The following is a 25,040-nucleotide window of genomic DNA, read 5'->3' on the forward strand; positions in this document are numbered from 1 at the left end:
TCGGCCAGATCAGCCCGATCAGCTACGAACAGAGGTCACATAAGGTGGCACTCGCCGCATAACAACCGGTGTCCACACTTCGGGGGGAACCCCCGAGGCGTCTGCCGACTGACTATGGCGGTCCGACCGGCTTCGCCTGGTGCGGGCCGGTCTGGGTGATGGCCATGTTGCAAGTAGAACCGGCCAGCGTCGGTAATTTCGGCGTGCCAGACGCCGTCCTTGCGCGGCGTCGCCACCAGGCCGCGACCGCGCAACGCATACACGGTGTTCGCCAGCTCTGGCGTCTTGGCGCTGACGGGCTTGTGCCCCTCGCTGATCCTCCGCATAACCGTTAACTGACGATCATTCAACTTGGCCCATCGCTGCATGTAACTAGATGACACCGCTAAGTACCGAGAGGCAAGTCAAATCCAGAAGTGGTCGCTGGGGTGGCGCTCGGAGAAGTTGGCGGGTGACGCCGCCGGGAACGTCTGCGCAGGTTTGAACTCCTGACGGGATACACACCACATCTACGACGCCACAACCGGCACCTTCATCCGGCAGACTGATCATCGAGGCACGGATGCGCCTCAAACAGAGTTTCGAGACGCAGGAAAATCGGCCCTTGATGATGTCAAAGCCGGAGCGATGGAGCTCCCAGCACGTGTAGGCAGATCGGCGAACGCGCGAATCAGGCGTATGCCGACGAACTGCCTACGATCTGTCCAGGACAAGAGCCTTGATCAGCGGTCGAAAATCACGGCTTGGTACACTGGGCGCAGACCTACCTCGGACAACAGGCGTGTCCTGGGGCTTTCTTTCGAAATGCCCGAATCACCCTAGGCCAACTCCCTGCGGTTTCGAATCTGCGGATCAAAGGTCCACAGCCCTGTAGAGATCGGGTGGCTGGCGGCAAGAACAATGCTGTCGTGCCGGGTCGCTCGGCGCCAACTACGTGCCGTTTGATCCGCGTTCGCCATCCCTCCCTTAGCGGATAAGCCCAATGCCGTGCCGGATGCTGTCGGGGCGTACCGCGGCGTACGCGCAAGCACCGAGCAAGCAACCTCGGCCAGCGGGCAGCGATCGCGCACAGGGCCAGATGACCGAAACCTCTACCCGCGCTCTTCGGCCGGGGCGTCGCTTGTTTCGTCTGTCCGGTAGTAGGGGTGGTCTTCGTCAGCAATGCGTGCGATGTGAAGTGGCACGGGCCATCGGGTTCGGCCGTCCCAGGAGATCGGTTGGGCGCAGAGACGTGCGGCGAGTGCGAGCAGGGTGTCCTCGGTAAGGAGGCCGATGCGAGCTACGACGAACTCTGTTCCGGTGAAGGAGTGCCAGGGCTTGCCCTGCTTTGCTGCTTGTTCTTCAGGAAGCGTGAAGCGTGTGTAGCTGGCCCCGATCCGGCCGGTCTGGTCGGCGGCGTAGGTGCGGGAGGTCTTGCCGAGAAGGCAGCTTCGGGTTCTGTCGTCGCCGGTGAGCTCGTAGACGCGGTTGCCGGGCGTCGCCGGCTGTGCGGGGTCCTTCTTCGATTGCTGGCCGTCCGTGCGGTGGGCGGGGCGTGGGATGTCTTCGTCGTTGGAGTTGATCCTGACGACGGCGATGTCCAGGGCGTTGGGTAGGCCGTCGCCGGGGAGTCTGCCGGTGCGAAGGTGGTTGTCGGTGAGGCCGTGCCAGATGCGCCGGGTGGCGTCGGCGTCCGCCATGACGATGATGGGGTGGTCGGCTAGTTTTCGTAGCTCGTCAAGGGCAGTGTCGGTCATGTCGCGCAGGTCGGCGTAGGCCTGCTGTTCTTGTTGGGGCGAGATTTCGGGACCGATGGATCCGGCGTAGAAGGCTGCCAGTGCCTCTGGGTGGCGAGTCCATCCGGTGTCGGGGCGGTAGAGCCGTACGGTCGACGGGATGCTCGGGTCGGGATGGGCTTGTATGGCCACCAGGACGCTGACCAGGCGGGGGCGGGTGTTGGTTTTGGTGCCGTTGTTCTTTGAGGTGTTCTGGCGGCGGACGTGGATTCCGACGAGCCATACCTCGCGATCAAGTGGGTGAGGGTTGAGGGTGACCGCGGTGGCGAGCCGGCCGTCGGTGAGTCCGCCACAGCGCATTAGCAGGTCCTTGACGGCGGCTTCGGCAGGGTAGTCGCGTTTGGGGCCGTCATCGTTGCTGAGAGGCTGTGCGCTTGGGGCGTCGATGAGAGTGGCGTCGTCTTCGACGTGTGGCGGGATTGCGAGGAACTGGGAGGCGGCACCGAGTTCGCCGATGGCGCGGCGCAGTGCGGGTTTGGCGTCGTCGTTGATCATCATGCCGGCGCCGTATTCGGTGTCGACCAAGGCCAGTACGAGGGTGTCGTGAGCGCCCTTGAGGGCCGGGGCTTGTTCGATGAGTTGGGAACGGTCTGGATTGCCGTGGCGGAGCAGGTCGGCGGTGTCGTAAACGACCAGTTCAGCCCGCTCGCTGATTGTGTGAGCGGTGCCGAGTGCGGGCGTGATCTCGGGGTCACCGGGGCGCTGGTAGTGGGTGAGTTCGGTTCGGATACGTTCGCGGGACTCGGGGCGGGCTGACAGGTGGACGATGCGCAGTTGCTGGTAGCCGTTGGTGGCGATCGCCGCATCGAGTGCTTGTGGGGTGAGGCGGCTGCCATCGATGTCGCGGTCTCCGCGGACGCGGATTGTGGTCGGGTGGTACGTCACGGGCTCTATGCCGAGCGTGTTCTGTGCGTGTTCGATCAAGCGCAGGAAGGTGCGTGGGCCGACTCCGACACCGATGGGGTGTCGGTCGTTGACGGCTCGCCCGGCTCGTACGTGGTCGGGGCGTTGGGCGAGTGCGTCTTGGCTCCAGGGCAGGGGGCTCAGTCCGCATGCGGTGACGATGGGGGCGCTGTAGTCGCGGAAGACTGTTTTCCAGCCGTTGTCGGTGTTGCGGTCGCGTTTGCGTATTACAGGGAGGCGTAGTAGCGCGTTCCCGCCGTTGTTGCGGCCGTGGTCGATCCAGACGGACCGGACGCCGTACAGGTTGTCTTCGAGCCGTGTGAGGCTGACATCGAGGATGCACACCAGATCGCTGACTCCGGGCAGTGTCTTGATCCGTGGTGTGACCTTCATCAGGGCTCGGGCGGTCCCATTGCGGCCGGGCCGGGCGATCGGGGTGTCCCAGGCAATGGCGGTGCCATCGGTGTCGATGCGGAACGGAACCAGTGCCTGGTCGAACGGCACCGGTTGGCTGATGAGGCGTTCGGCGGTGATCCATCCGAGGACTTCATACACCCAGTTCTCGGCTTCGAGTCGGCCCCTTTGAGGTGTGTCGATCGCTTCTGCGATTGGTCGGGCGTGCGAGGTGATCTGGGCGAGCATGGGGGCGAGCGCATTGGTGTCGCGTTCCTTGCCCTCTTCACGCCGGGCGAGTCTTTCCCAGAAGCGGACAGCGGTGGCGAGCAGATCTGGGGCGATCGGGCGGGTGGTGATCAGGAAGACCTCGCCGTCCTTCCAACGGGTCCGAGGCAGGATACGGACCGGTTGTCCTGTGACGGCTCTGAGGGCGACAGCGAGCGAGGCGTGGGGGGCTCGGGCGTGCTCTTGGTCCCGGCGCCATATCCGGCCGATGACGTCCAGCTCTTGGCGGAATTTGTGGGGCAGGACGTAGACGTGGAGCTCGCCCAGCAGGGAACGGGGGATGCGGAATCCGGTGGTGAGGATCACGGGTGGTCTCCAGAATGGCCGGGGTGGTGGCGCTGGGCGAAGTCGAAAAATGCCCGCAGAGTCGGGCCATAGAGCGCGAGAAGGCGGTCCAGCTCGCCGGTCTTGCGCCACTCGTCGCGAAGCTCGTTGATCAGACGCGGCAAGCTGGATTTGCCGCGGTCGTCGAAGAAGGCGTAGTCGACCAGGTGGACCTCGCCAGGGGTGCCGCCTCGGCGGGCCCGGCCGACCAGTTGGATGAGCCCGATGATGATTTCCGCCACGATGCCGCGCTGGACCCAGTCGGGAAGGGATCGGAAGTACTGGGCCGAGCAGACGATTTCGTCGAAATAGCGCCCGGCGTTCTTCATGCGCTGGGCCAAGGTCTCGAGCGGCCGGCTGCCTGCAGTGGTGTTGGTGCGGGATTCGGCCCAGAGGCGATGGTTGATGTGGGCCAGCAGTTCGTTCGGATCATCGAGCACGGGAACGGGCCGGATGACCAGGTAGATCGCTCCGAGAGCTGAGGAGTCACCGATGAGGATGTTGACGCCACGCTCGATGATTGCGAGTGGCGCGATGAGGATGTCAGCTCCTGTATCGGGGAACTGCTCGACCCGGTCGGAGGTGAGGACGTGCCACCGTGTGTCTTTGATCTCCGGCTCGCTGCCTGGTCGGGTGACCACGCACAGGCTGTGAGGCGATGCGCCGGCTCGCATCATGCCTTCAGCCAGGTCGAGGACGCTGACGTAGGAGGTGGTTGCTACCAGGATCCGGTCGCGCCCCAGGCCACCGTCACGCTCGCGTTGCGCCCGCAGCCGGCCTAGTTCCAGCTCCAGCTTCCGGTACAGCAACTGCCCGATTTTCCGGATCTCGGTTTCTCTGCGAGCGCCGGAGACTCCGGAGACACGGACGGGGTCGTGGTCGGCGGTGCGCACGACGTCGCCGTACACCTTCACCCCGGTGGGGTCGGTGTCGGGCACGACCCAGGTGGGTTTGACGTGTACGTGATGGTGGGGGGCTCCAGGAAAGTAGCTGGTGGCCGAAAGACCGATCACGGCGCGTGGAATCCGCGCGTGTCCGCGGGCGGTCAGCTCGCCGAGGTAGAGGGTGTAGCCGTGCGGGTCACCACCGAAGGCCGCGACCGCCAGTTTTGCCGTCTCTGGGGCGTCGGGGTCCAGCCGCTCCTGGAAGGCGAAGAACAGCCGTCCCAGCGGGCTGGCTGGCATCGCTGACCACTGAGTGAAGCCGCCGAGGGCGTCGGCGATCTCGTCTGCGGAGCCCGCGCCGACGGCTCGCAGGTGAGAGATGTGGAAATGCAGCTCCGAGAGCCGTGCTCGCAGGGGCTCCAGGTGTGCGCGGCGCAGCATCCGATCTACCACGGCACCACGCAGTGCATCGTCTGGAACGACGGGTTTCAGGAGCGTGCTTAGCCGTAGTTTGTGGGCAGGGAAGACAACGTCCCGGCATCCATTGGCGACGGAGGCCAACACGGAGCCGATCTGTGAGCGAGCTTCGTTTTCTGCCTCTTCCTGCTTCGCATTCGGCGTCGCGCGGGCGTCTTGTCCGTGAGTCCCTTCCTGTTGGTCGGCGGTGATGCCGTGGAGGCGGAGGGGCGGCACCGGGCGGGCCGAAGGAACTGGGTAAAGCTGCTGGAGGGCCTCGACTTCATCTGGGGTGACGTCGCGGTCTTCGGGGCGTAGGCCGAGCAGCCGAGCGGTGATCCAAGCATCGTTGCCGCGGGGCACGATCCAGTGGTCGGTGCGGTTATGCCGCTTGCTGGAACGCACAGGCGGGAGAAATCCTCCGGCGAGGTTCGCGGTGTATCCCTCGGCAAGGAGTCTCAAGTCCGACAGGATCGCGCGGACCTCCGCGTCGATTTCGGGAGGGACGTGACCGAACGCGGCGCGGAACTCGGCGTCCAAGGCGATTAGCTTGGTATCGCGACGGCCGTCGGCCAAGACGAGATGGTTGGCGCTGCGGCCGATCACGGTCTCCTGGAACTCGTCGAGCTCGTCGATCACGATCAGCTGGCAGTGGCGTAGCAGGAACTCCTCCACGCTGACGCGGTCGGTGGTTGCCGCAGGCGTCGTCAACGGCAGGTGCATGCTCCCGGAGAAGAAGGTCTGGTGGGCGGTGACGATGACGTCGGCCTCGACGGCGTCGCGGCTCAGTCGGAACTTCCCGCAGCTGGAACGCCAGGGGCAGGCGCGCCGTGAGTCCTGGCGTCCGTCACGCCGGATCTTGCGCAGGTCCTGGCACGGCTCCTCGCCTGGCTTCCAAGCGTCGACGCTGTCATTGGTCTCAGCGGCGGCCGACAGCGCGCATCCGTACGACAGTCTGTTGTAGGCCCATGCGCCGAAGCCGTCGGGTTCGGCGGTCGCGGCTTTCTCCGCGTCCTCCATCAACTTTCTTGGCGACAGCAAAGGTGTGCACGTCGCGTCGATCCCGAGCAGGGTGAGGTTCCTTTCGATCTGGTAGGCCAGCCGCAACGCGGCCGCTCGGGTCGGGACAACCAGTGCGGTGGGGACGCCCTTCGCCGCCGCAAGTGTGCCCTTGACCTCCAGGAGCACCGTCTTTCCGCGGCCTGTCGGCGCCTGGAAGACCTTCGTTGGCCCGCCGGCGTGGATCCGCAGGCCGCCAGGTGCTGCGTTGCCGTCCGCATCGACGAGCTCACGAAACAGGTCGTCGATGCGCTCTCCCCGGTGGCCTTCGCCGCGGGCGGCGTCGATCCGGTCAGCCATCTTGCGCAGCTCATCGGCGTCGAAGCTCACCACATCCAGGCGTGGGGCATCCCGGACCTCCGCTGCCGGAACCTGCAACTCCGGAACGTTGGTGAGGTTGTAGACGGTACGTGTGGAAGCGGGCAGATCGCCCTGGCGCAGAGCGCGCAGGATGGTCTGATAGCGACCCTGGTACGCGGGCGTGAGCCGCCGTGAACGGCGCCGCCTCAGTTTTGCCAGCCTGAGCAGAAGGCGGTCGGCATGTTCCCGAGCGGGGAGTCCGTGGACGGATCTGACCTCTCCCGCTTCGGAGATCCGATAGCCGTCAAGGTCCTGCTCATCGAGCAGCCGACGCAGCGCCTTGTGAAATAGCTCCTGGGCGGCCAGCTCATCAGGTCGATGGCGGAGCAGGTCGGCGATCCGGTGCCGGTCCTCTTCCTCGAGGTGCCAGTACTCGGGCCATGCATCGATCCGACCCGTCACCAGAAGCTGAGCGTGCTGCGCGGAAACTCGATCGCGTTCGTTTGGGAAGAACGCTTCGGAAAGCGCGAGCGCGCAGGAGATCACCAGCGGTCGAACCGACTCCTTCGGCCCGGCAGCGCCGGTCATTGAGCGTCCCGGTGACGGGCGAGAGTTTGCTTGATCCGGTTGTACACACGGTCCTCGGTCATCATCGTGATGGAAGGGAGCAGACGCCCCAGTTCCTTCAGCTGACTCTTGCGGTAGTTCGGCAACACCACATAGCGGGCTGCAACAGGATTGGTGATGATCTTGTCCGCGAGCGTGCGCGCTGAGGAGTGATCCTTCAGGTCGATGGTGAAGTCCCATTTGGGCGGTTGCCCCGCAGGGGTGTCGGCGGGCTCGGCCTGAATGTCATACAGATCTTTTCCCGGGTACAAGCTGGCCGTGACGCCCTGGAGGCCGACGATGCGGTCGTAGAGGCGAACTTCGACGACGCCGGGGACCACGATGTAGCGCCAGATCGATTCGTCGACGCAGACGGCTCCTTCCACTGCCTGCGCGAGCCCCGCACGGCGCGCGCCGTCCATGGGCTGCAGCCGAGGAGTGCCTTTCCCGGAGTCCAGGAGGATGTAAGAGGCTCGATGGTGCGGGAAACAGCAGTTCACTCGTCCGGCCCGGACCCGCATCGGCCAGCGGCACTCCGGGCACGGCCACCACCAGCCGCGGAACTGCCGCTCATGAGGGATGGCAGTGAACTCCGCCAAAGGCGGCAACCCGAGATCGTTCCGAAGCCCTAGAAGGCGCTTCTGATCCCCGGCGGGATAATCGATCAGAAAACGGCGACCGGCGGAGTATTCACGGTCGCTGCCGCTGATCAGAGTCTCGAACGTGGCGTTCTCGACTTGCTCGGCCCGGTGCATCCGCCAACTCGGCAACCATCGCTCGCCAGGATCGACCTGACCGGCCAGCAGCTCAACGGTGTAGTCACAACCGATCTCGAAGGTGGCGTCGGTGAGCTCGTCGCGGTCATCGAGAATCACCATGTCGGCCAATACCTCATCCTCCGCCGCGCCGGGAAGCCAATCGCCGAGCGGCCGATGCAGCAGTGGAAGCAATTCGGACGGTGTCACCGGGCCTCGCCCAGGTCCGAAGGACCGCATGATGACCCCTGTCATCCTGGCGACCTCGCGCCATGCCTCAGGGCGCTCGTGGCGTGTGCTCCAGGCATAACCGGCTCGTAGCGCGGCGGTGACGGGCCTGTCGAGAAGGCCTGACTGGCGTGCAGGTATAGGCATCGCTACCGCCTTCAGTAGGAGAATGCGTCGTCGTGGCCGGCGTCGGGTTCGCTGACCTCGGCAGCCAGCGCCGCCGCTCTGTTACTGGGCGTGCCTCGGACTTCGAGTACCTCGCCGGTCTCCACATCGATCACCATGCCGTCGACCACCAGAGTGCGGCCTCCGGTACTGGCCTTGTCGGGGCACCACCGGGCCGCCGGACACACCGCGCACCAATCGCCGGGCGTCGCTCGAAATTCGGTATCGCGATGCCACTCGCGGGCATAACCCGCCACGATCTCCCGGGCCGTAGCCAACACCTCCGGGTCCGACGCATCGAACGTCAGGACTGCGGCACTCACCGGTGTCATTACTTCAAGCTCGACCAAGCCGCCGATCGTGGTGTCCTCTGCCACCGTCGTGCTCTCAAAGACACCGGCCGCGACTAGGCAGACCGCCAATGCCAGCTGAGGGAAGCGGCGCAGGGCTTCGGCACCGCTCACCTCCAGCGGCCGGGAAGCGGTCTTCTGCTCCCGATAGACCACCTGGCCGTCGACACGACGGATCAGATCAGGCTCAGCGACCACGACCACGTCCGCATCAGGGTCACGCACCGCCATCATCGGCTCAGGCCGGACACCCGTGACGAGCGCAGGATCATCCAGCGGGCAGACCTGAAGATGCCCCAAGAGGAACGGCCTCACCGACCGGTACTCCGCCACTGTCATCAGGTCGTCGGCGAGTCCGATATCGCCTGAGTCCGGATCGGGAAGATCATCGAGCGAGCACGCTTTGGCCGATGGCCGGCCATGTGCCACACGCAGCCACTCATGAACCGCGACGCCGCGCCGGATGGCCGGGTTGTCACCGTCCCGGCGCCCCAGCAGGCGCAGGTCCTGAAAGTGCGCCTGTGCCGGGCAGAGCTCATACAGTCGGCCGGTCGTCACTGACCACGTACGCGGGTGCGTTCCACGGCCGCTCACCCCCAGCAGTCCGGGGGCCCGAGGAAGCCCTCCACACCCGGGTCGCAGTTTGCATTCACCGCAGTCGCGCCCCGGGAGCTGGCTACCTCCGGCGACCAGATCGATCGCCACCGGTCGGGCCCGCTCACGGTAGGCTCGCTCGATCTCGTCCGGCGGCGCATCTATCAGCACGCCCGGGGACGCGTCGGAACCCAGCAGTACTTCGACCACACGAATGCGTTCCGCTGGCGAATCCTCAGGAAAGAGCTCGATCGGCAGATCACGGTATACCTTGCCGGCGGCGCGCCTACCCGCTGCAACCACGAACGCCGCCGCGAGCGTCGATGGAGCTTCAGCCTCACTGTGGCGACTGATCCGTACGCGGCGGAACTCCCGCACCGTGCCATCGGCGGAGACGTACCACCGGCCCCAAGTGGTAAGGATCCGATGCTCCACCGGAGAAGTGCCCTGAACCACACGTGGGCTCCGCTCAGGCCGCAGCTCGATGCCCTTCAGCTCACGCTCCAGCTCGGCGGAAGCTTTCAGATATGAGAGACACGCGTGCTGTACCCATGCCGCGGCACCCGCGTGTAGCGGTGAACGCGTACGTGACACCGCACGCGCGACCGCTTCCTCCAGTTCGACTTCACCGAATTCCACAGAGTCCAACGCGGCCATCACGACACCCAACGGAAATGCCTCCCACGGTGGATACCGAGGTGGTGTCTGGGGCCGTGGCCACACCAGCGGTCGAGATTTCAGCGCCACAAAGTCTCGACATTGATCATCTTCTCGGTCCAGCAGACTCGCGGACAACCGGACCACATCGGGATTTCCGTGAAGACCGAAACCGGCGGCCAACCTCACGCCGCCACCACTTCCCCGCTCAAGGACAGCAAGGCGCGAGGCAAGAATCCAGAGAGATGACCCATGAGCAACACAATAAGCTCTGCGGCCGACAGTCCTTGGGCAGCCATGGAGACAGAACGCTGATGGATGGATAAATGCACCAAACGGAGCACGATTTTGTGATCTTTCTGGTCACGAATGACTAGTCATCCGAATGTGATTCATCCTTCATCCTTGGCGATCAACAATCGCCGCCATCCAAGGCCGGAACTCCTCCAAACCGCCGTCGTCGGACGGGCTGGCGAAGCCGGCGCCGAAGTCGCTGCGGGGGAAGAGCGGTCGGCGGCCGGGCGGACAGGCTGGGCATCGAGGCCAGACGCTGTGTCAGGTCGCCGATCTGGACCGGTGTGAGCGTCACGTTCCCCGCAGCTGTCGTGGGTGTGGCAGAGGGCTGGCCGGGGCGCCCGTGCGACCACGGCTCGGGCCACCAACTTGGAAAAGGACCACAACGCGCTGGCTCGCCGGTTGATCGACAAGCATGACGATCACCTGCGGTTCTCCTTCAGGGATGACCAGTCACCAACCCACAAGGCCCGTACCAGTGGCTCTCGTACCTGCTCATCGCCGCGGGCTGGCTCCTCGCCACCACCGTCCTCGCGGGCATCGCCCGCACGACCAACCGCCAGCAGATGCCACTACCGGCACGCCGGGCAGCCGACGGAAACCTCGTACCCTGTCATCGAGCGGTCGGCGACGCGAGCTCAGCTGCATCGTAGGCCAAAGCGATGGCGATCGCTGATCCCGTCGGGGATAATGATTGCATGACACAATCTGACGTACCCATGTTCGGAGAACGAGTTCGGTCCTGGGAGAGCGTTTGGAGTCTCGAATTTCCCGAAGAAATGGATGCCCTATATAGAAACGACTCTGACACGAAAGGTATGCAGCGACTTCGTGGCCTGGTGATAGCACAGTGCGTCGAGACGGAGACTATTCTAGGAAAGATTGTTAAACGGCTCGATCAGACGATCAACATTGAGGGACGAACGACAGGTGGACTCCTGGAGGATGCTCGGACCCTACTGGGAGATGAGGCGAAAAAATGGGAAAAGGACTTGCTTCTTATCGGCGAAGCGATTGAGTGCCGGAATCATACGGTGCATTCCTGTGTTACAATGGGATGCTCTTGGGCGGATTACGCAACTGGCGACGGCGGGGAGTGGGTACCTGTAAGCGCCATGATGGGCGATGAAGATTACAGCGAATCAGACCTTCTCTGCGACCTTGATCTTCAACAGAGGGCAACGGTCAGAGCCGTCCACCTACTCCATTCTCTAGGTTACACCCTTGAGTGATTTGCGTACGACTCACAACGACCACCTCCGACGCGCACACATCAAACAAACGCGGCGACAGTTCGGGCACTACGCGTGGACACGTTCATATAGCGAGTCCTCTACTCGTAGCATCTGACGTTCGACAGCCTCAGTCAAATTTGGATTGTCGACAAAAATACCGAACTCGATGTTCGCGTTCTCGCCACTCCATGAAAAATTCGCGCTCGTCACCAAGAGAAACCGGTGGTCGATAGCGAGGAACTTCGCATGATTGCGGACAAGGTAGCCGTCGAACCGCTTCGTACGCAGGACGACTCCCGGCTGCAGGTGCGCGGCCACTTCGGACGTGGTCGGCGACCAAGGAACGGGCCGTCGATCCGCCGCGCCCGTGTCGACATAGACGCGAACGTTGATCTCAGGGCGACGTGCGGCGCGCCGTAGGGCTGCCCACAGCTCGGACGACTTCTGGAAATTGAAGGTCGAGCATGTGACCGACTGCCGGGCGTTGTCCACGAATTGGGTCACGGAGCTAGTCAGCGGGCCGGCCTGCGCCAGGTGACCGGGCATCGTCCACAGTGGGTCGACGGCAGTGACGGTCGACCGCGCGCCCTCTATGGCGCGAAGCACGGGGATAAGCTGGGGTGTCGGGCCGCCTCCGGTCTCTAGGAGCGCCCTGATTGCTGGTCGGCGTCCCGGAGAGACGGCTCTCAGCGCAGCCGTCAGCGTGTCGCCGTCAGCCAGCCTGTCGGCGATTTCCTTGGCTTCGGCGCCGGTGAGGAGCCCGCCCAGCTCACGCGCCGCCGTGCTGTCAATCGGTACCGCCGAAGAAGCCGACGTTGTTGCCCGGCAGCTTGACGAGGAACCGGCGGTCGAGGAAGCGGTTGGCCCGTTCGCAGGAGGTTTCCGACGCCATGACGCAGCAGTGGCAGGCGGCACCGTGCAAGAAGTCTTCCGGGTCCTGAGGCGTGCGCATCGCGCAAATCGGGTCCGACGAGCACCGAGTTGCCCGGTAGAGGGCGCTGGACACGACCTGTTCGAGGCGTGCGGGTTCGCTGAGCTGGACGAGCCCGCCGAGGGTTCCGTCGCTGTCAGAGGCCGTGGTGCAGATGAGCAGCCCTGCCGCCGCGGCCCTCCCGTCGGCTTCGGGCCATGCGTAGAGCCGTTCGCTCAGGCTCGCCGCAGAGTAGCCGCAGGTCATGGCGAATTCCCGGATCAGAACATGGGCGAAGGTGTGGATGAGCCAGTAGCGCGGGGGCTTGAGCCGGGTGTCCGGATCGACGAAGCCGGCAGTCTCGGAGAACCGGCGTTTGAAGTTCCGGCGGTGCGCGTCGCGGTGTGCGCGCCACAGCTCCGACGAAAGTACCCGCGCCTCCCAGGACGCCACCTTAGATTCGTCGAGCTGGAGGAAGATGCCCTCACCGCGATCCTCAGTAGCGACCGTCCAGGCCGGCTGGGACGTTCGGGTCAGCGGGGCGAGCCGCTGCGGCAGATCCCCAACGCGATCCATATCGTCAATGCGCGTGAAGCCCACGAGGGCGTTGACCTTGCGCAGCCGCTCGACGGCCAAGACCCTGGTGATCTCCGGTCGCAAGCCCGGATCACACTCCCGCTTGGACAGGGTGAGGCCGCTCATCTCGTCCTCATGCCTAGCGCGAATCGGATCTTTGAGCAGGTAGCGCCATTCGGGGACGATCAGGTCCACCGGATCCCATGCTCGGAGCCGCTCTTCCTGCTCCTCGACCGAGGCGGGCGATGCCGACGCAGCCACGGCGGCCTGGCTCAACTCCTCGTCGGACAGTGTGGTGACATCGACATCGATTTTGCCGTCGAGTACGTCTCGTAGCGTGTCGAGATCATCGCGGTACTTGGCCAGTTTCGTGCCCAGCGCGATGCGGATCTGATCCGCCAGATCACTGTCGCGTTCTTGCTGGGACTCCGGCATCACGATGATCGACTGGGTCGCAGGGAACCACAGGTTGGAAGCACCGACGAGGATCAGCCGGGTGTCGAGTCTGCATCCCTGCGGTTCGAAAGCATCGAGGTGCGGGTGACGGCCCCGGCACTTGGGCAGCTTGGACTTCCCGGCCTCCCCCTGTGCTTCATTCATCGGCCGACGGGCGCCACAGGATGCACAATGGATTACCGCTGACGCGCCCTTCCCCGCTGTCCGGTCTGTCATCTTCAGTGCCGGAAACTCGGCCTGTGCGCACGGCTTACCGTGATGGACCCAGAGTTCATAGGGGAATTCGTCGAGATGTCCATTGACGCAGGCGAGCAGATAACGCGCCGGCACTGCGGTACGGCGGGCCGCCTTACGCATGCGGTCTCCCGACCGGCCCGTGCACTTGACGTGCTCAAAGCAGGCGAGATCCGTACGGTAGGGATGGGTGTTGCGGTAGTCGAACTGCGAGAGCATGCCGAGCATGTCGCACCCAGTGCAGCGTAGCCACTGCGGGAATACCCGGGCGGGAACCCCGAGGTCGTTGCCCTCGCTGGACAGGCTGAACTTTTTGGGCTGCCACGGGTGGGGGCGGAGTTGCACGTTTGGGGAGCGCAGCATCATGCGCACCACCTCACGCAGCCGAGGCGCGCGGATTTGAGGAATCCCGTCGCGCCGGTTCCAGATTCGGTCCCAGTCGTCGAGCCCCGCAGGCATGATCGTGAACTGGGGCAGGTCCATGATCGCCCCAGGACCGTAGGTGTAGAGCAAGGCCGAGGGGCGTCCAGATCCGACCTTGGCGCGATTGTGCTTGGTGCCCTTGTCGGCTTCCTTCTCCGCATCGCCCAGCGGATCGACGGCGGTGGCGGCGTCGTAGACGAACCGCGCACCGGTGACCGGTTCGGTGCTCATGAAGTCTCCCCAGGCAGTTCCCATTTCGGCGCGCCGGGTGGTGCGATGTAGACCAGGTTCTCCTTGATGGGGCTGACCAGAAGGTTGATCTCCGGTTGCACCTCGCGCATCGAGTTGGCCACGACGAACGGCGCGCTGTCTCGGCTCTCGGCCAGCGACTGTGCATTCTCCGCGCTGTTCATGAGCGGACCGTGCCGTGCCTCATCCGTGAACCGCTCGTACACGAGCGACTTGCGAAGGTCCTCCAGATGCTTGCGCCGTTTAACCCATTGATCCAGCCGGTTGTACAGGCGCTGCCGAGCATGTTCCGCCGCATCCTCATCCGAGGCGCGTTTCACACGATTTACCAACGCGTCGATCAGATCGACCGCGAAGTCTCGCTCCGCCTCGATGCGGCCGGCGCCCTGCTCCGGTGAGAGCCCTTGGGCCTGGACGGCCTGGAGCACGCGAGCGGCGCTGACGAGCACTCCGTCGAGGCCCCGCTCCATCGACGTCACCGAGAACGGGGTGACCGACAGTGCCTCGACTTGGGCGTAGAACGTCTCGTGGTAGTGCCGGAACTGTTCGAAGTGTGCAAGATCGCGGGGTCGGGCCCAATTGCCGAGGGCGATGACTAGACCGGGGCGTTTCGGGTCACGTCCCACCCGGGAGGACGCCTGGATGTACTCGGCGGTGTTCTTCGGCTGACCGACGACGAGCATCAGCCCGAGCCGGGTGACGTCGACGCCGACTTGGAGCATCGAGGTGGCGAGGACCGCATCGTATGGGCTCGTCTCGCGCTTGGGCACCGGCTTCTTCGCTTCGCGCAGCGCGCGAAGATCGCGTTTGCCCGCAGCGGAGTCGAAGGCCGGGTTGAAGGCTACCGCCATCTGGTCGAGGGTCGTGGTGATGTCGGCGCTTGCCACGCGAGAGGTCAGCTCGGCGACGTGGAGAGCTCCAAAGTTCGTGCCGGTCCGGCTCGGTAGAAACGACCACGGGCGGCGCTTGGCGAGCGCGGTCTGGATGTCGTCGCCCATGTACCGGGCCATACCGGCCAGCTCGCGGGTCGCGCTGAAGTAGCCGACCAGCGTCATGTAGGGGTCGGCGGCCTCGCCGAAACGGTCGAGCAGCAGTTGGCCGGCGGCCATCAGAATCTCAGCCACTCGGATCTCCGCCGTGGTGATCCGCACCCCGGTCGTGCTGAGCCCGATGTAGCGTCTGCCCGGGAACTCTTCGCATACGGGTTCTTCCTTAGAGAAGAACGTCTTACCGGCGTCGAGCACCTGGGGAGGGAAAATCGTGACGTCACGCCCGTAGAGGGCGCGCACCTGCTCGGGCGCGTTGCGCGCGGTTGCAGTGGAAGCGACCAGGAGCGGCCGTACCGGATGGCCGTCGCCAGTGCGCCATGCCGTCATCACGTCGATGGCCACCTCGAACAAGCCGACCGTCGTGCCCAGGGCGCCAGTGATGAGGTGCAACTCGTCCTGAATGATCAAGTCGGGCGGCCGCAGTCGTACCGCCGGGCGTACGGCGGCGGTGGGAAGGCCGTCCTTCGCGGGGTGTTTGCTGCCGTCTTTGATCTCACAGTGCCGATAGTCAGGGTGCACGAAGCCATGGCGTTCGCAGCGTTTCGACACGTAGCCGAACAGCGAGGCCGCCTCACCCTCGCGGGCGAGGCGGGCGAACTTGTCGACGGTGGCGATGAGGAACGCGGGCGTCAGCCGGTAGATCTCCTCATCGACGGTCAGCACGGGTAGGCCCTCGGTCACCGCACCGCCCTCGGCGAACGGACAGTCGGCCAGGTCATCGTCGCAGTAGACGTACACCCGCCGCTCTGCGTCCGCACCACGCACGTTACTTGCGCCGATCTTGCTGCCGCACCACGGGCAACGCTGGATCTGCAAAACGGTGAGCCGGTATCCTCCGCCCCTGTTGGCCTTGCCCAACTGGGCCGCGGCCTCGTCGTACCGCTTCGGGCTCACGTCCGTTCCGACCCACAGTCCGATCCGGAACGGCTCAGTACCCCAGGTGGCCTCGTCCTTCAGACGCGCCAGTTCCGCTGCACAGACGAGCGCGGTCGCGCGCTGGAACTGCTGCGCGGTGAGCAGCCGCAGGGTGTACCGCATCAGCACGGCTATTCCAGAATTGCCGTCGAGCGGACCGTCCGCCGTCGTGACGATGCCCTGTCGCCGCCGGATGGCGAAGGTGTACGCGGCGAGGCCGAGGTATGCCTCCGTCTTGCCGCCACCGGTGGGGAAGAACAGCAACTGGGCCTTAGCGAGATCACCGGAGCGTTTCTCGGCGGCGGGGTCGGTCAGCAGCGGAAGCTGCATCAGGACGAAGGCGAGCTGGAACGTACGCCACGAGTGCGCCTTGGGCCCGTCGGCGAGCACGGTGGCGCGTGCCTGGTCGATGCCCATCCGGGGGTTCGCGGCACGGAGTTGGGCGACCTGCGACTGGATGCGCTGGTCAGCCATCACCTGATTCATGAACCGGAAACAGCGCAACGCCTCGTGATCGTTGAGCAGATACTCAAGGCCGTCTTCGAGCTGGCGCTGCACCTTGCGTGCTTCGCTGACCGCGTCCAGGCCCTCTTCGCGAAGATGCGCGGGCAGCTCCTCGGCCTGGCGTTGCTGGCCGTCCAGCCAGGACTGATAGCCGATGACGATGGTCTCCAGCCCGGCTCGCAGCTCGTCCTGGCTCGCCGTCTCGAGCGCCTTCATGTCGAGCAGCGCTTCGCCAATCTCCTCGGCGGTGGTCTGCGGTGTCTGGCAGGTCGGCAGCCACGTCGTCCAGACTGCGCTGGCCCGCCGGGCGCCCTCGGCCACCTTCCAGTCGACCGAGCAGGTGCGCCCGATGGCGAACTCCAGACGGTCGCGATACTGGAGCTTCAGCCGTCGCAGCTCATCGTCACGCTCGGGCCGGGTGTCCTCCAGCGCGTCGGTGACCGGTAGGAAAACCTCCGCGCCGTCGGCGTTGATGGAGATCTTGGTTTGGTACAGCCACGCGTTGACCGGGATCTTGCGCGGTGTCTCCTTGTCGTTGCACAGCGCCACCTCGATCAGACGACACGCGTGGTCGGTGTCATCATGGCGGTCGATTCGCAGGACCACCTCGTCTTTGAGTGGGATCGTCGTGGTCTTCGCCGGGTCGAGGGCGGCAACGTTGATCGTCTTTGTGATCTCGATCGGGATGCGCTTGTAGCGCCGGGTCCGCGACGTGTCCTCAGGCTTCTCCTTGATCGGTTCGTACACACCCCACGAGGTGGTCAGGGTGAACGAGTCGAGGTCGTCGGGGATCTGGCAGCGCAATCCCATCGAAGCGGGGATCATTAGCCCCCGCTTCTGGGGTTCATCTTCGGCGGTGTCCTCGTCCGCGCCTGCGCCGCTTTCGTCGACCGCGGTTACCGGAACCCCCCGGCTCGCCTCGGCGTCGATCGCGTCACCGACATCGGTTGCGGCCTCGCCGGAGTCCGCGTCGCTCGGGTCGTCCGGGCCGTCGGTGAGTCGCACGGGCGCGATCTTGCCGATCAGGTAAGCCGAGTCGGGCACCCCGTCCAGGACCTCTTCGGTGCCGTTCGCTGGGCCGAGCAGCTCGCGTTCGAGGATGTCGACCAGGTTCTCCCGCGCCGTCCACGATCGCCCGTCCGGCTCGTACTTCAGCCGGTACTCCGGCCGCTGGTCCTGTGGTGCGCTCACTCATCCCCCTCGTCGACATCGAGCGGAGGCGGCGTGTCGCCCTGTGCAGCTGCTCGGCGGTGGTTCTCCTCCAACAGCCGATCCAGAATCTCCACCCGAGCTGTCGGGCTGACTGTCCACCGGCGCATCTGCCGATATGTGTGAAAGCCATGCTCCAGCGGCACGTCGCCCCACCCATAAGCATCGATGACCGCCTCGTCGAGTTCGACGTGGATCTCCCGCATCCGCGCGACGTGAGCATCGGCGGAGTCAGCGATATCTGGGTCATTGACCAGGTTATAAAGCTTCGTCAGCCCGAGATCCCGGCCCAGCATGATCTCTCGCCGCTCGGCATCCAGCGTTCGACCGATCTCAGTCAACCGCTCGGACGGCTCCGGGCGGGGGAAGGTCTCGAACACGTCGGATGGCGTGTAGCGGGGGTCATTACGCATCCCGGACCCGTTCTTGATCGCCCAGGTCTGGTGGAGGCTTGACGACAACACTGCCTGATCCGCGAACGAGTCCGTCGCGAAGACGCCCAGCATATGGCTGAACACTTGGCCTGTCGGTACCCGTACCGGCATCACCGTCTTGCTGACCAGTGCGATGACGAGCACCTCGTCCAGCCTCGCAATCGCCTTCCGCATGGCGGGGCGAGACCTGAGAAACAACCACCACGGTGCCTCTCGAACCGCCTTAGCTTTCCGGGCACGTTCTGGACGCACCTCTTGGAGTACATGACCAAACGGCATTGGGTACTCCTTGGCCTGATCCTCGGATCGGCTTTGGAAGTCGATGACCCACCGGGATGGTGAGGTGTCCGGTCGGGAGTTGAGATCTTCACCGTTAAGGTAGGGAAATAGGACATCCTTGTTTCTCGGATCGGCCTCAATCCAAGCGGCGGCTTCCTCGGGATCCAGCACGAAGCCCATACCCAAGACGATGCATCCCTGGAACGCGATCCCAGCATTCTCCGCAAGCCGGATCGGCGCACCGTCAACGCGACCGGCAGGCTCCAAGAGCGTCGAGATCCGATCCACGACAATGTCATCGGCCACTCGCGGCACGGCTGTCGGGATCGTTCCGCGACTTCCCCAGACCGCCGCGTATTCGAGATTGGCGCTCGCGGCAGGCCACGATTTGCTCTGGATCGCCCGGACGATGGTGAAGCCGTCGGCGACCATCCGGTCAAGCCCGACTTCGCGGGTGGCGCCCTGTGCGACCGTGTTCGTCGCGATGAGCCCTAGGTTTCCATGGCTGGTCAGCAAGGACATCGCGCGGAGGAAGAAGTACCCGACGAGGTCAGCGCTGCCCTTCGTACCTCCCGCCAATACATTTACGAACCAGTCGCGCGCGTTGGTGCCCATTGAACCGGTGAGCTTCTGGCCACCCAGGAATGGCGGGTTGCCGATGATGGCGTCGAAGCCGCCGCGTTCCATCACGTCGGGCACAGCGAGGATCCAGTGCAGCGGCTTCCAGCGCTCATAGTCCGTTGGGACGGTCGGGGTGAGGCCGGCGCTGAGGATGGCGTCGAGCATGGCGCGGTCCGGCTCGTCCTCAGATCTCGGGTAGGCGCGCTCGACGGCGATGCGGAGGTTCTCATACGCCTCGCGCAGCGCCTTTCCGGGCTTGCCGCCCAGCCGAAGGCCAGCCGCGACCACGCCGTCCGCGACGTCGGAGAGTTGCTCGGTCAGCTTCTGATAATCCCGCCACTGGCGCCGTTTCGTCGTCGCGGAGCGTTGTGGATCCCTGTCGTCGACTTCGGTGGCGAGCTGCCGTCGCAGCCTTACCGCCTGGGTGAGTACGTCGTCCACGTCGAGTTCGAACAGGCTCGGTTGTGTCGTCGCCGGGGCTATGTGCATGAATTTGAGCTGTCGGGCATCGGTCAGGCCGAGCAGCGAATTGCCGTGCAGGACCTTGTCGTCGACGAAGGAGAACGGCAGCTTCGGGTCGAGCGAGACCAGCCACAGCGACAGCTTGCACATTTCCACGGCCATGGCGTTGATGTCGGCGCCGTACAGGCAGGTGGCGACAACCATACGGATCGCGTGTGTCTGCAGTTCGTGTGGTGTCCCGATGGCCTCACCCTGGCGATGCCAGGCTTCCACGAGCCGAGCGGCCAGGTAGCGGGCGGCGGCGACGAGGAACGCGCCCGATCCGCAGGCGATGTCGACGACCTTCAGGTCGAGGATCCGGTCCGATGACACCGGTTCCCAGCCGTCCACGGCCTGATGGGGCCCCGGGTCGAATACGAGCGGTTCCAGGGCGTGCTGCACGACCTCCTCGGCGAGCGAGCGCGGAGTGTAGTGCGCGCCCGCCGAGGCGCGCGACGGCGTTTCGATGACGACCACGCCGCCCGGCAAGACGACGAGCGGGCGGTTACGCAGGTCTCGCCGGATGATCCCGATGAACGGCCGCAGCCGATCGCGCAGGGCCGCGTCGGTGGTCACCGCGCGCAGGGCATGCTCGGTGTCCTGCACCTTTTCGGTCTCGCGAATCGCCTTGGCCAGCGCGGCCTTGGTCGGCGGGGTGGCCGCGGGCTGGTTCTCCTTCGCCCAGGCGATGATCGCGTCGGCGAGCGCAGCGTCGGTCCGCTTGGTCTCCGCGAGGGTTTCGAGCCGGGCGAGCGGGATCTCCGGTTCTTCACCCGGCTTGCCGATGAGGCCGACCGTGATCTCTCCGACTTCGGCGCAGGAGTAGCCGAGCAACCCCTCGTAGATATAGCCGATCTGCTCGACGTCGATGTCACGGAACGAGATCCGCCGCGCCGGCTGGCCCCTGAGCCGGGCCATCTGCACGGCCTTAAGGACCTCGAGCATCACGCGGTCGCTGACCGTGATCGCCAGCGTGCCGCGTTCGCCGCGTGCCGTTAGAAAGCCGAAACGGGCCGGATCGAACAGCGATCCCCCGTATGACGGTAGGCGCAGGTCCTCGAAGGACGCGCCGCGATAGAGCGCCTGGGAGGTCGCGAGAAGGCGGTGCCAGGTCAGATGCGTGGCGTCGAGGGCTTCGCTCCCCTCCTCACGGGCCCGGGCATCCAGGGCGTCCAGCTCGCCGCTGATTCCATAGCCCATGGAGAACAGCTGGCTCTGGGGTAGCAGGCCGCGTTCCTCGGCGAACAGCAGGAACACCACTCGCATCAGCATCGTCACGGCCGCTTCGTAGACGTCCGCTCGGTTGGGCGGCAGCGGGTCCGGTGTCGTACCGAGCGCGGCCTCGGACAGTGCCTGGACCAGGAGTTCGACCGCACGGCGCACCTGCGTGCCCAGTGCCTCGGTTATCTCCTCGGCGGCGGCAACCGATTCACGGAAGAGCTCGGTCAGCCGGTCGGCGGGTTTACCGCCGACGAGACGGCGGCGCTGAAGCAGCGCGATGAAGGCGTTGCGGGTCTGTGGTTCCTCGATCCACGTCTGCGCGTCGACGATGCCGGAGGCGACCATGGTCTGCTCGCGGGCGCTGACGATCGCCCACCAGCGCCCATCGGTGACGACCCCGATCGGGATTCCGCCGGCTCGCAGCAGCTCTTCCATCCGGTCGACGGGGCTGGTCGCCCAGCCATCGTCGAGCGGATCGCGCAGCGAGTCGACTGGATCGACAACGAGGACGAGCGCACCGGTCGTATCCCCGTGTACGAGCGCCCCGCTGGCCCGTACGGTGATGGTGTGGTCGGGCGAACGGATTTCGACCCCGGCATCTGTGGTGACGTAGGAGTCGCCCCAGCCCAGAACCTCCCGAAAGACGACGTCCACCCAGGTATCACGCGCTTCGCGGTAGTACTCCAGCGCCGCCGTATCGTCTCGCCGCCGGTCCCAGTTCTCCCACGCCTTTTCGAATGCGGGCTTCGCGTCCTTCAGCGCCGCGGCAGCGTCGGCGTGGGGTTGTGGCACACCCTGCGGCCAGACGCGTTTAAGCGCCGGAACGGCGAGGAACGGGCCGTCGGTGTCGACCAGTTCCAGCCACGCGCGGTGCAGGTCCGCCGCCGTTGGTGCGAACGCGCGGTTCATGCGCGTACCCTCCCGTCCTCCGCGTCGGCCGGCGTCAACGCGAAGACGACGGCTGCAGCGGACACGTGCGGCTTGATGTCGGTGTACCGCTCACCGATCGCGGCGACTTCGCGCTGTTCCTCATCGTCCAGGCCCGCCAGCCGGTCCTCCATCGCCCGCAGGTCGCGGCGCCGCTGCGCCTGCTGGTCGTCGGTGAACAACGATTCCTCCTGAGCCTGGATCTCCCGCGCTAGCCGGTCACGGGACTCACGCAGGTTGACACGGAAGGCACCGAAAATCTCGTGCGCCCTGGCGATGTCGGCGTCCCGGCGGACCTGAAGCGCATCGGTGACCTTTTCCTGGCGTGATTCGGCCTTGCGCGCCATCGCGGTCAGCAGCCGGGTACGCAACCGGGAGTCGTCGGTGTTCCACAGCTCCGCGAGCGTCGCACGGACCGTGTCGTCGGCCACAACGAGGTCCTCCGCGTCGAGCGTCTCATCGAGGACCTGCTCGACCTTGGCCTCCGCCATCGCCTGCCCGCGCACGCGGATACCGGTGAGGAACACCTCCTCGTGTAGGCGCAGCCCACCACGCCCGACGAGGACGAGCCGCGATACGGCGGCGACACACGACTGAGGCAGTCCCTCGACCACTACCGCCGTCACGCGGTTGATAGGTGCGTCAACGCTGAACAACGCGCTGCGCAGGACGCGGGCCGAGCGCTGCATCAGTGCGTGTCCGAGGTGGACATGCACGAGATCGGACCGGCCCCGAGCGGCCCCGTCGTCGAAGGTGATCGGGCGCGAGACACCGGGTTCCAGGCGGGTGTCCAGGCCCCGCAACGCGGGCTGCCACGCCGATCCGAGGGCCGGGACAGCGAAGACCTGCGCGTCGGTTTTGTCGTCACCGATTTCCACCAGCGGAGGTTGCGCGGTGAGCGCTAGCGCGGCGTCCACCACACGCCGCGCGTTGCCCGGCGTCAGGTGCATCTCCGCCTTGCGCTCGTCATAGGTGCGCGACAGCTCAGTGAGTCGCCGGTTCAGCTCGAGGCCTCCCGCCAGGGCGCGAGTAATGACCGCATTGCCATCATCCGGAGCAGACGGCTTGGTCTTTCGGACGGCTCCGACCGGGTTGAAGTGGTTCTGCACGTCGGTGTCGATGACCGGGTTGACCGCCCCCCCGAGGTCCTGAGAGACATTGCCGATCTTCCATGCGATGTGCTCGACGAGGAAGTTCACATCTTTCGCATAGACCGTGGATTTCGGCTGCGGTATGAACTGGTAGATCTCCGGTGTGGAGCGCTGACCGTAGCGGTCGATGCGCCCGATCCGCTGCTCCAAACGGGACGGATTGAACGGGATGTCGAAGTTGACCAGGCGATGGCAATGATCCTGAAGGTCGATGCCCTCGCCAGCGGAGTCGGTGGCTACAAGCACTCGTACCTGATGCTTCGCAGGATCCTCGGTGAATTCGGCTCTGATCATCTCTCGCTGATCGGTAGGCGTCGAGCCCTGGATCGTCTTCAGGACGTCTCGGTAGCCGCGTTGAGAAAGCACGCGCTCGATCCACTCCAGCGTCGCGGCGTACTCGGTGAACACCACGACCCGTTCGTTGGTCCAGGTCTCGCCATCCGGTCGACAGACCGAGTCGAGGAACTTGAGCAACGCGTCCAGCCGGGAGTCGGGCCGATGCTCGAAGCGCCGCCCCCACTCGATCAGCGATGCGATCTCCCGATCGGTCGCCGTGACCAGCGGGTCCGAGCCCTTGGCCTGCCGCAGGGTTGTGAACTCCGGCTGGTCCGCAGCTCCTTCCTCATCATCGGACTGCCCACTGCCGAGAACTTCGGAGTAATACTCGGCCTCGTCGTCGAACTCCAGTTGCCGTCCGCTGTCTGCCGCCTGCTCGTAGAGTTCCATCGTGCGGGCAAACGACCATGGGCTGGAGAGGAAGCGCTTCTTCAGCAGCATCGCGACGATGCCACCCGCACGATTCTTGCCGTTGGCCCGGGCGCTGTCGGTGAGGATACGATCCAACTTCGCGTACTGCCGCTGCTCATCCTCACTCGGCTCGAATACGATCGACTTGAGCCGCCGCTGCTGAAACCCTTTCTCGGGAAGATCCGTCTTCAGTCGGCGAACCGCGATGTCCTTCAACGCCCGCTCGTCGAGGTTCGCGCCACGGCTGAACCGCCGGCCGTCGATCATCTCCAGCAGTGCGGTGAACGATTCGGGATAGCCGTTGTGCGGTGTCGCGCTAAGGAACAGGCGGTGCTCGCACTTGTCCGCGAGCGCTTTGGTGGCCGTCGTGCGCTGACTGTCCACTGCGTATCCACGTCGGCCCGGCGCGGTGGTGGGGCTTGCGGGAGCGACGTGGTGTGCCTCATCCACGATCAAGACGTCGAAGGCCCAACGCCGCGCCGTGGCCGTGTCACGAACGTCGGCGAAGACATCGCGTAGGAGACGCTGCGCACGCAACGTCGGCAACCAGGACATGCTGACGATGACCCTGGGGAACAGCCGGAACGGGTTGGCGTTCAGTCCGTGGCTACGGCGCACCTGGGCCATGAGGTCGCTGTTGACGATGACGAAGTCCAGGCCGAACTTCTCCCGCATCTCGTCCTGCCACTTCAGCGCGAGGCTGGGCGGGCAGACGATGACGACCGAACGCGCGCGGTGGCGCAGCAGTAGCTCCTGGACGACTAGACCTGCTTCGATGGTCTTGCCCAACCCGACGTCGTCGGCGAGCAGGAGGTTGGTCCGAGACGACTGAAGGGCACGGCGCAGCGGCTCCAGTTGGTAGGCCTCGACGTTGGCCCCGCTGCGGAACGGCGCTTGGAAAGAGGTGGAATCGGCCGAGGTGACCGCACCCCAGCGCACCGCGTCCACGAATGCCGCGAGTTTGTTGGGATCGTCGAAAGCGCCCGGGTCGATTTTCTCGGGAAGCCCCTGGTCCGGCGCGACCGTATGCCCAACCTCCAGCTCCCACACGACTGCGAGTTCCTGACCGAGACGGTCCTCTTCCAGGGACTGGAGGCTCACCACGTGCGTCAGCCCCGCCGCACCCTCGTCGGCCGGACTACGCGGCAAGCCCTGCCGGCGCACATCGGCCACCGCCCAGGTCGAGCCTCGAACGTTGACCACCTGCCCGGGCTCTGGCACGGGCGGCAACACGTCCGAATGTGCTACTCGGGCATCTGCGCCCTGCCCAGACTCCGCCGCGATCGTCATAGAACCTCCCCCTCGCCCGCTGCCGGCTATCCTGCTCCTGTCTTGCGATAATCGCAAGACAGTTGCTAGCCTTCTTCT

Annotated in this window: 10 protein-coding genes and 1 pseudogene; 2 read left to right on the plus strand and 9 right to left on the minus strand. The window is 65.2% G+C overall.

Annotated features, from left to right (window positions below; translation table 11 throughout):
- Positions 1-1,091 precede the first annotated feature (1,091 nt).
- From AB0K82_RS34455 to AB0K82_RS34470, 4 genes are read right to left on the minus strand one after another with little or no spacing between them, the layout of a single operon-like run.
- Entirely contained in the window at positions 1,092-3,665 is a 2,574-nt protein-coding gene (locus AB0K82_RS34455; protein ID WP_364405109.1) for an RNaseH domain-containing protein, read from the minus strand.
- Positions 3,662-6,970 (minus strand): hypothetical protein, encoded by a 3,309-nt coding sequence (locus tag AB0K82_RS34460; protein ID WP_364405111.1) that lies wholly within the window; start codon positions 6,968-6,970, stop codon positions 3,662-3,664. Before AB0K82_RS34460 ends, AB0K82_RS34455 begins: the two co-directional genes overlap by 4 nt.
- Positions 6,967-8,118 carry a hypothetical protein gene (locus tag AB0K82_RS34465; RefSeq protein ID WP_364405113.1) on the minus strand — a complete coding sequence of 384 codons (1,152 nt, stop codon included), beginning with the start codon at positions 8,116-8,118 and terminating at the stop codon, positions 6,967-6,969. Before AB0K82_RS34465 ends, AB0K82_RS34460 begins: the two co-directional genes overlap by 4 nt.
- Before the next feature lie 11 nt (positions 8,119-8,129).
- Positions 8,130-9,737, minus strand: a complete 1,608-nt coding sequence (locus tag AB0K82_RS34470) for a PD-(D/E)XK nuclease family protein (RefSeq protein WP_364405115.1) — start codon at positions 9,735-9,737, stop codon at positions 8,130-8,132.
- 436 nt (positions 9,738-10,173) lie between these two features.
- On the opposite strand from AB0K82_RS34470, the pseudogene AB0K82_RS34475 reads away from it, so the two are divergent.
- Positions 10,174-10,290, plus strand: a pseudogene (locus AB0K82_RS34475) (DUF6444 domain-containing protein); the annotation flags it as partial.
- 439 nt (positions 10,291-10,729) lie between these two features.
- The gene (locus AB0K82_RS34480; RefSeq protein WP_364405117.1) at positions 10,730-11,263 is read left to right on the plus strand and encodes a hypothetical protein; all 534 of its coding nucleotides are present in this window, start codon (positions 10,730-10,732) and stop codon (positions 11,261-11,263) included.
- 69 nt (positions 11,264-11,332) lie between these two features.
- On the opposite strand, the gene drmC is transcribed toward AB0K82_RS34480, so the two are convergent.
- From drmC to drmD, 5 genes are read right to left on the minus strand one after another with little or no spacing between them, the layout of a single operon-like run.
- On the minus strand, positions 11,333-12,058 hold the full coding sequence (gene drmC, locus AB0K82_RS34485) for a DISARM system phospholipase D-like protein DrmC (RefSeq protein ID WP_364405192.1): 726 nt from the start codon (positions 12,056-12,058) through the stop codon (positions 11,333-11,335).
- Positions 12,054-14,096 carry a DUF1998 domain-containing protein gene (locus AB0K82_RS34490; RefSeq protein ID WP_364405119.1) on the minus strand — a complete coding sequence of 681 codons (2,043 nt, stop codon included), beginning with the start codon at positions 14,094-14,096 and terminating at the stop codon, positions 12,054-12,056. Before AB0K82_RS34490 ends, drmC begins: the two co-directional genes overlap by 5 nt.
- Entirely contained in the window at positions 14,093-17,773 is a 3,681-nt protein-coding gene (gene drmA / locus AB0K82_RS34495) for a DISARM system helicase DrmA (RefSeq protein ID WP_364405121.1), read from the minus strand. Before drmA ends, AB0K82_RS34490 begins: the two co-directional genes overlap by 4 nt.
- Positions 17,770-21,756: a DNA methyltransferase gene (locus tag AB0K82_RS34500; RefSeq protein ID WP_364405123.1), complete on the minus strand. Its 3,987-nt coding sequence runs from the start codon at positions 21,754-21,756 to the stop codon at positions 17,770-17,772. The genes drmA and AB0K82_RS34500 overlap by 4 nt, the downstream gene beginning before the upstream one ends.
- On the minus strand, positions 21,753-24,962 hold the full coding sequence (gene drmD, locus AB0K82_RS34505; protein ID WP_364405125.1) for a DISARM system SNF2-like helicase DrmD: 3,210 nt from the start codon (positions 24,960-24,962) through the stop codon (positions 21,753-21,755). The genes AB0K82_RS34500 and drmD overlap by 4 nt, the downstream gene beginning before the upstream one ends.
- Positions 24,963-25,040: the final 78 nt, after the last annotated feature.

The sequence above is a fragment of the Actinoallomurus sp. NPDC052274 genome (assembly GCF_040679475.1).
Taxonomy (GTDB): Bacteria; Actinomycetota; Actinomycetes; order Streptosporangiales; family Streptosporangiaceae; genus Actinoallomurus; species Actinoallomurus liliacearum.

What these genes read in the sequence shown, in the direction of transcription:
- AB0K82_RS34460 (WP_364405111.1), bottom strand. Translation starts at nt 6,970, where the DNA reads ATGACCGGCGCTGCCGGGCCGAAGGAGTCGGTTCGACCGCTGGTGATC.
- AB0K82_RS34465 (WP_364405113.1), bottom strand. Translation starts at nt 8,118, where the DNA reads ATGCCTATACCTGCACGCCAGTCAGGCCTTCTCGACAGGCCCGTCACC.
- AB0K82_RS34470 (WP_364405115.1), bottom strand. Translation starts at nt 9,737, where the DNA reads ATGGCCGCGTTGGACTCTGTGGAATTCGGTGAAGTCGAACTGGAGGAA.
- AB0K82_RS34480 (WP_364405117.1), top strand. Translation starts at nt 10,730, where the DNA reads ATGACACAATCTGACGTACCCATGTTCGGAGAACGAGTTCGGTCCTGG.
- AB0K82_RS34490 (WP_364405119.1), bottom strand. Translation starts at nt 14,096, where the DNA reads ATGAGCACCGAACCGGTCACCGGTGCGCGGTTCGTCTACGACGCCGCC.
- AB0K82_RS34500 (WP_364405123.1), bottom strand. Translation starts at nt 21,756, where the DNA reads ATGAACCGCGCGTTCGCACCAACGGCGGCGGACCTGCACCGCGCGTGG.
- drmD (WP_364405125.1), bottom strand. Translation starts at nt 24,962, where the DNA reads ATGACGATCGCGGCGGAGTCTGGGCAGGGCGCAGATGCCCGAGTAGCA.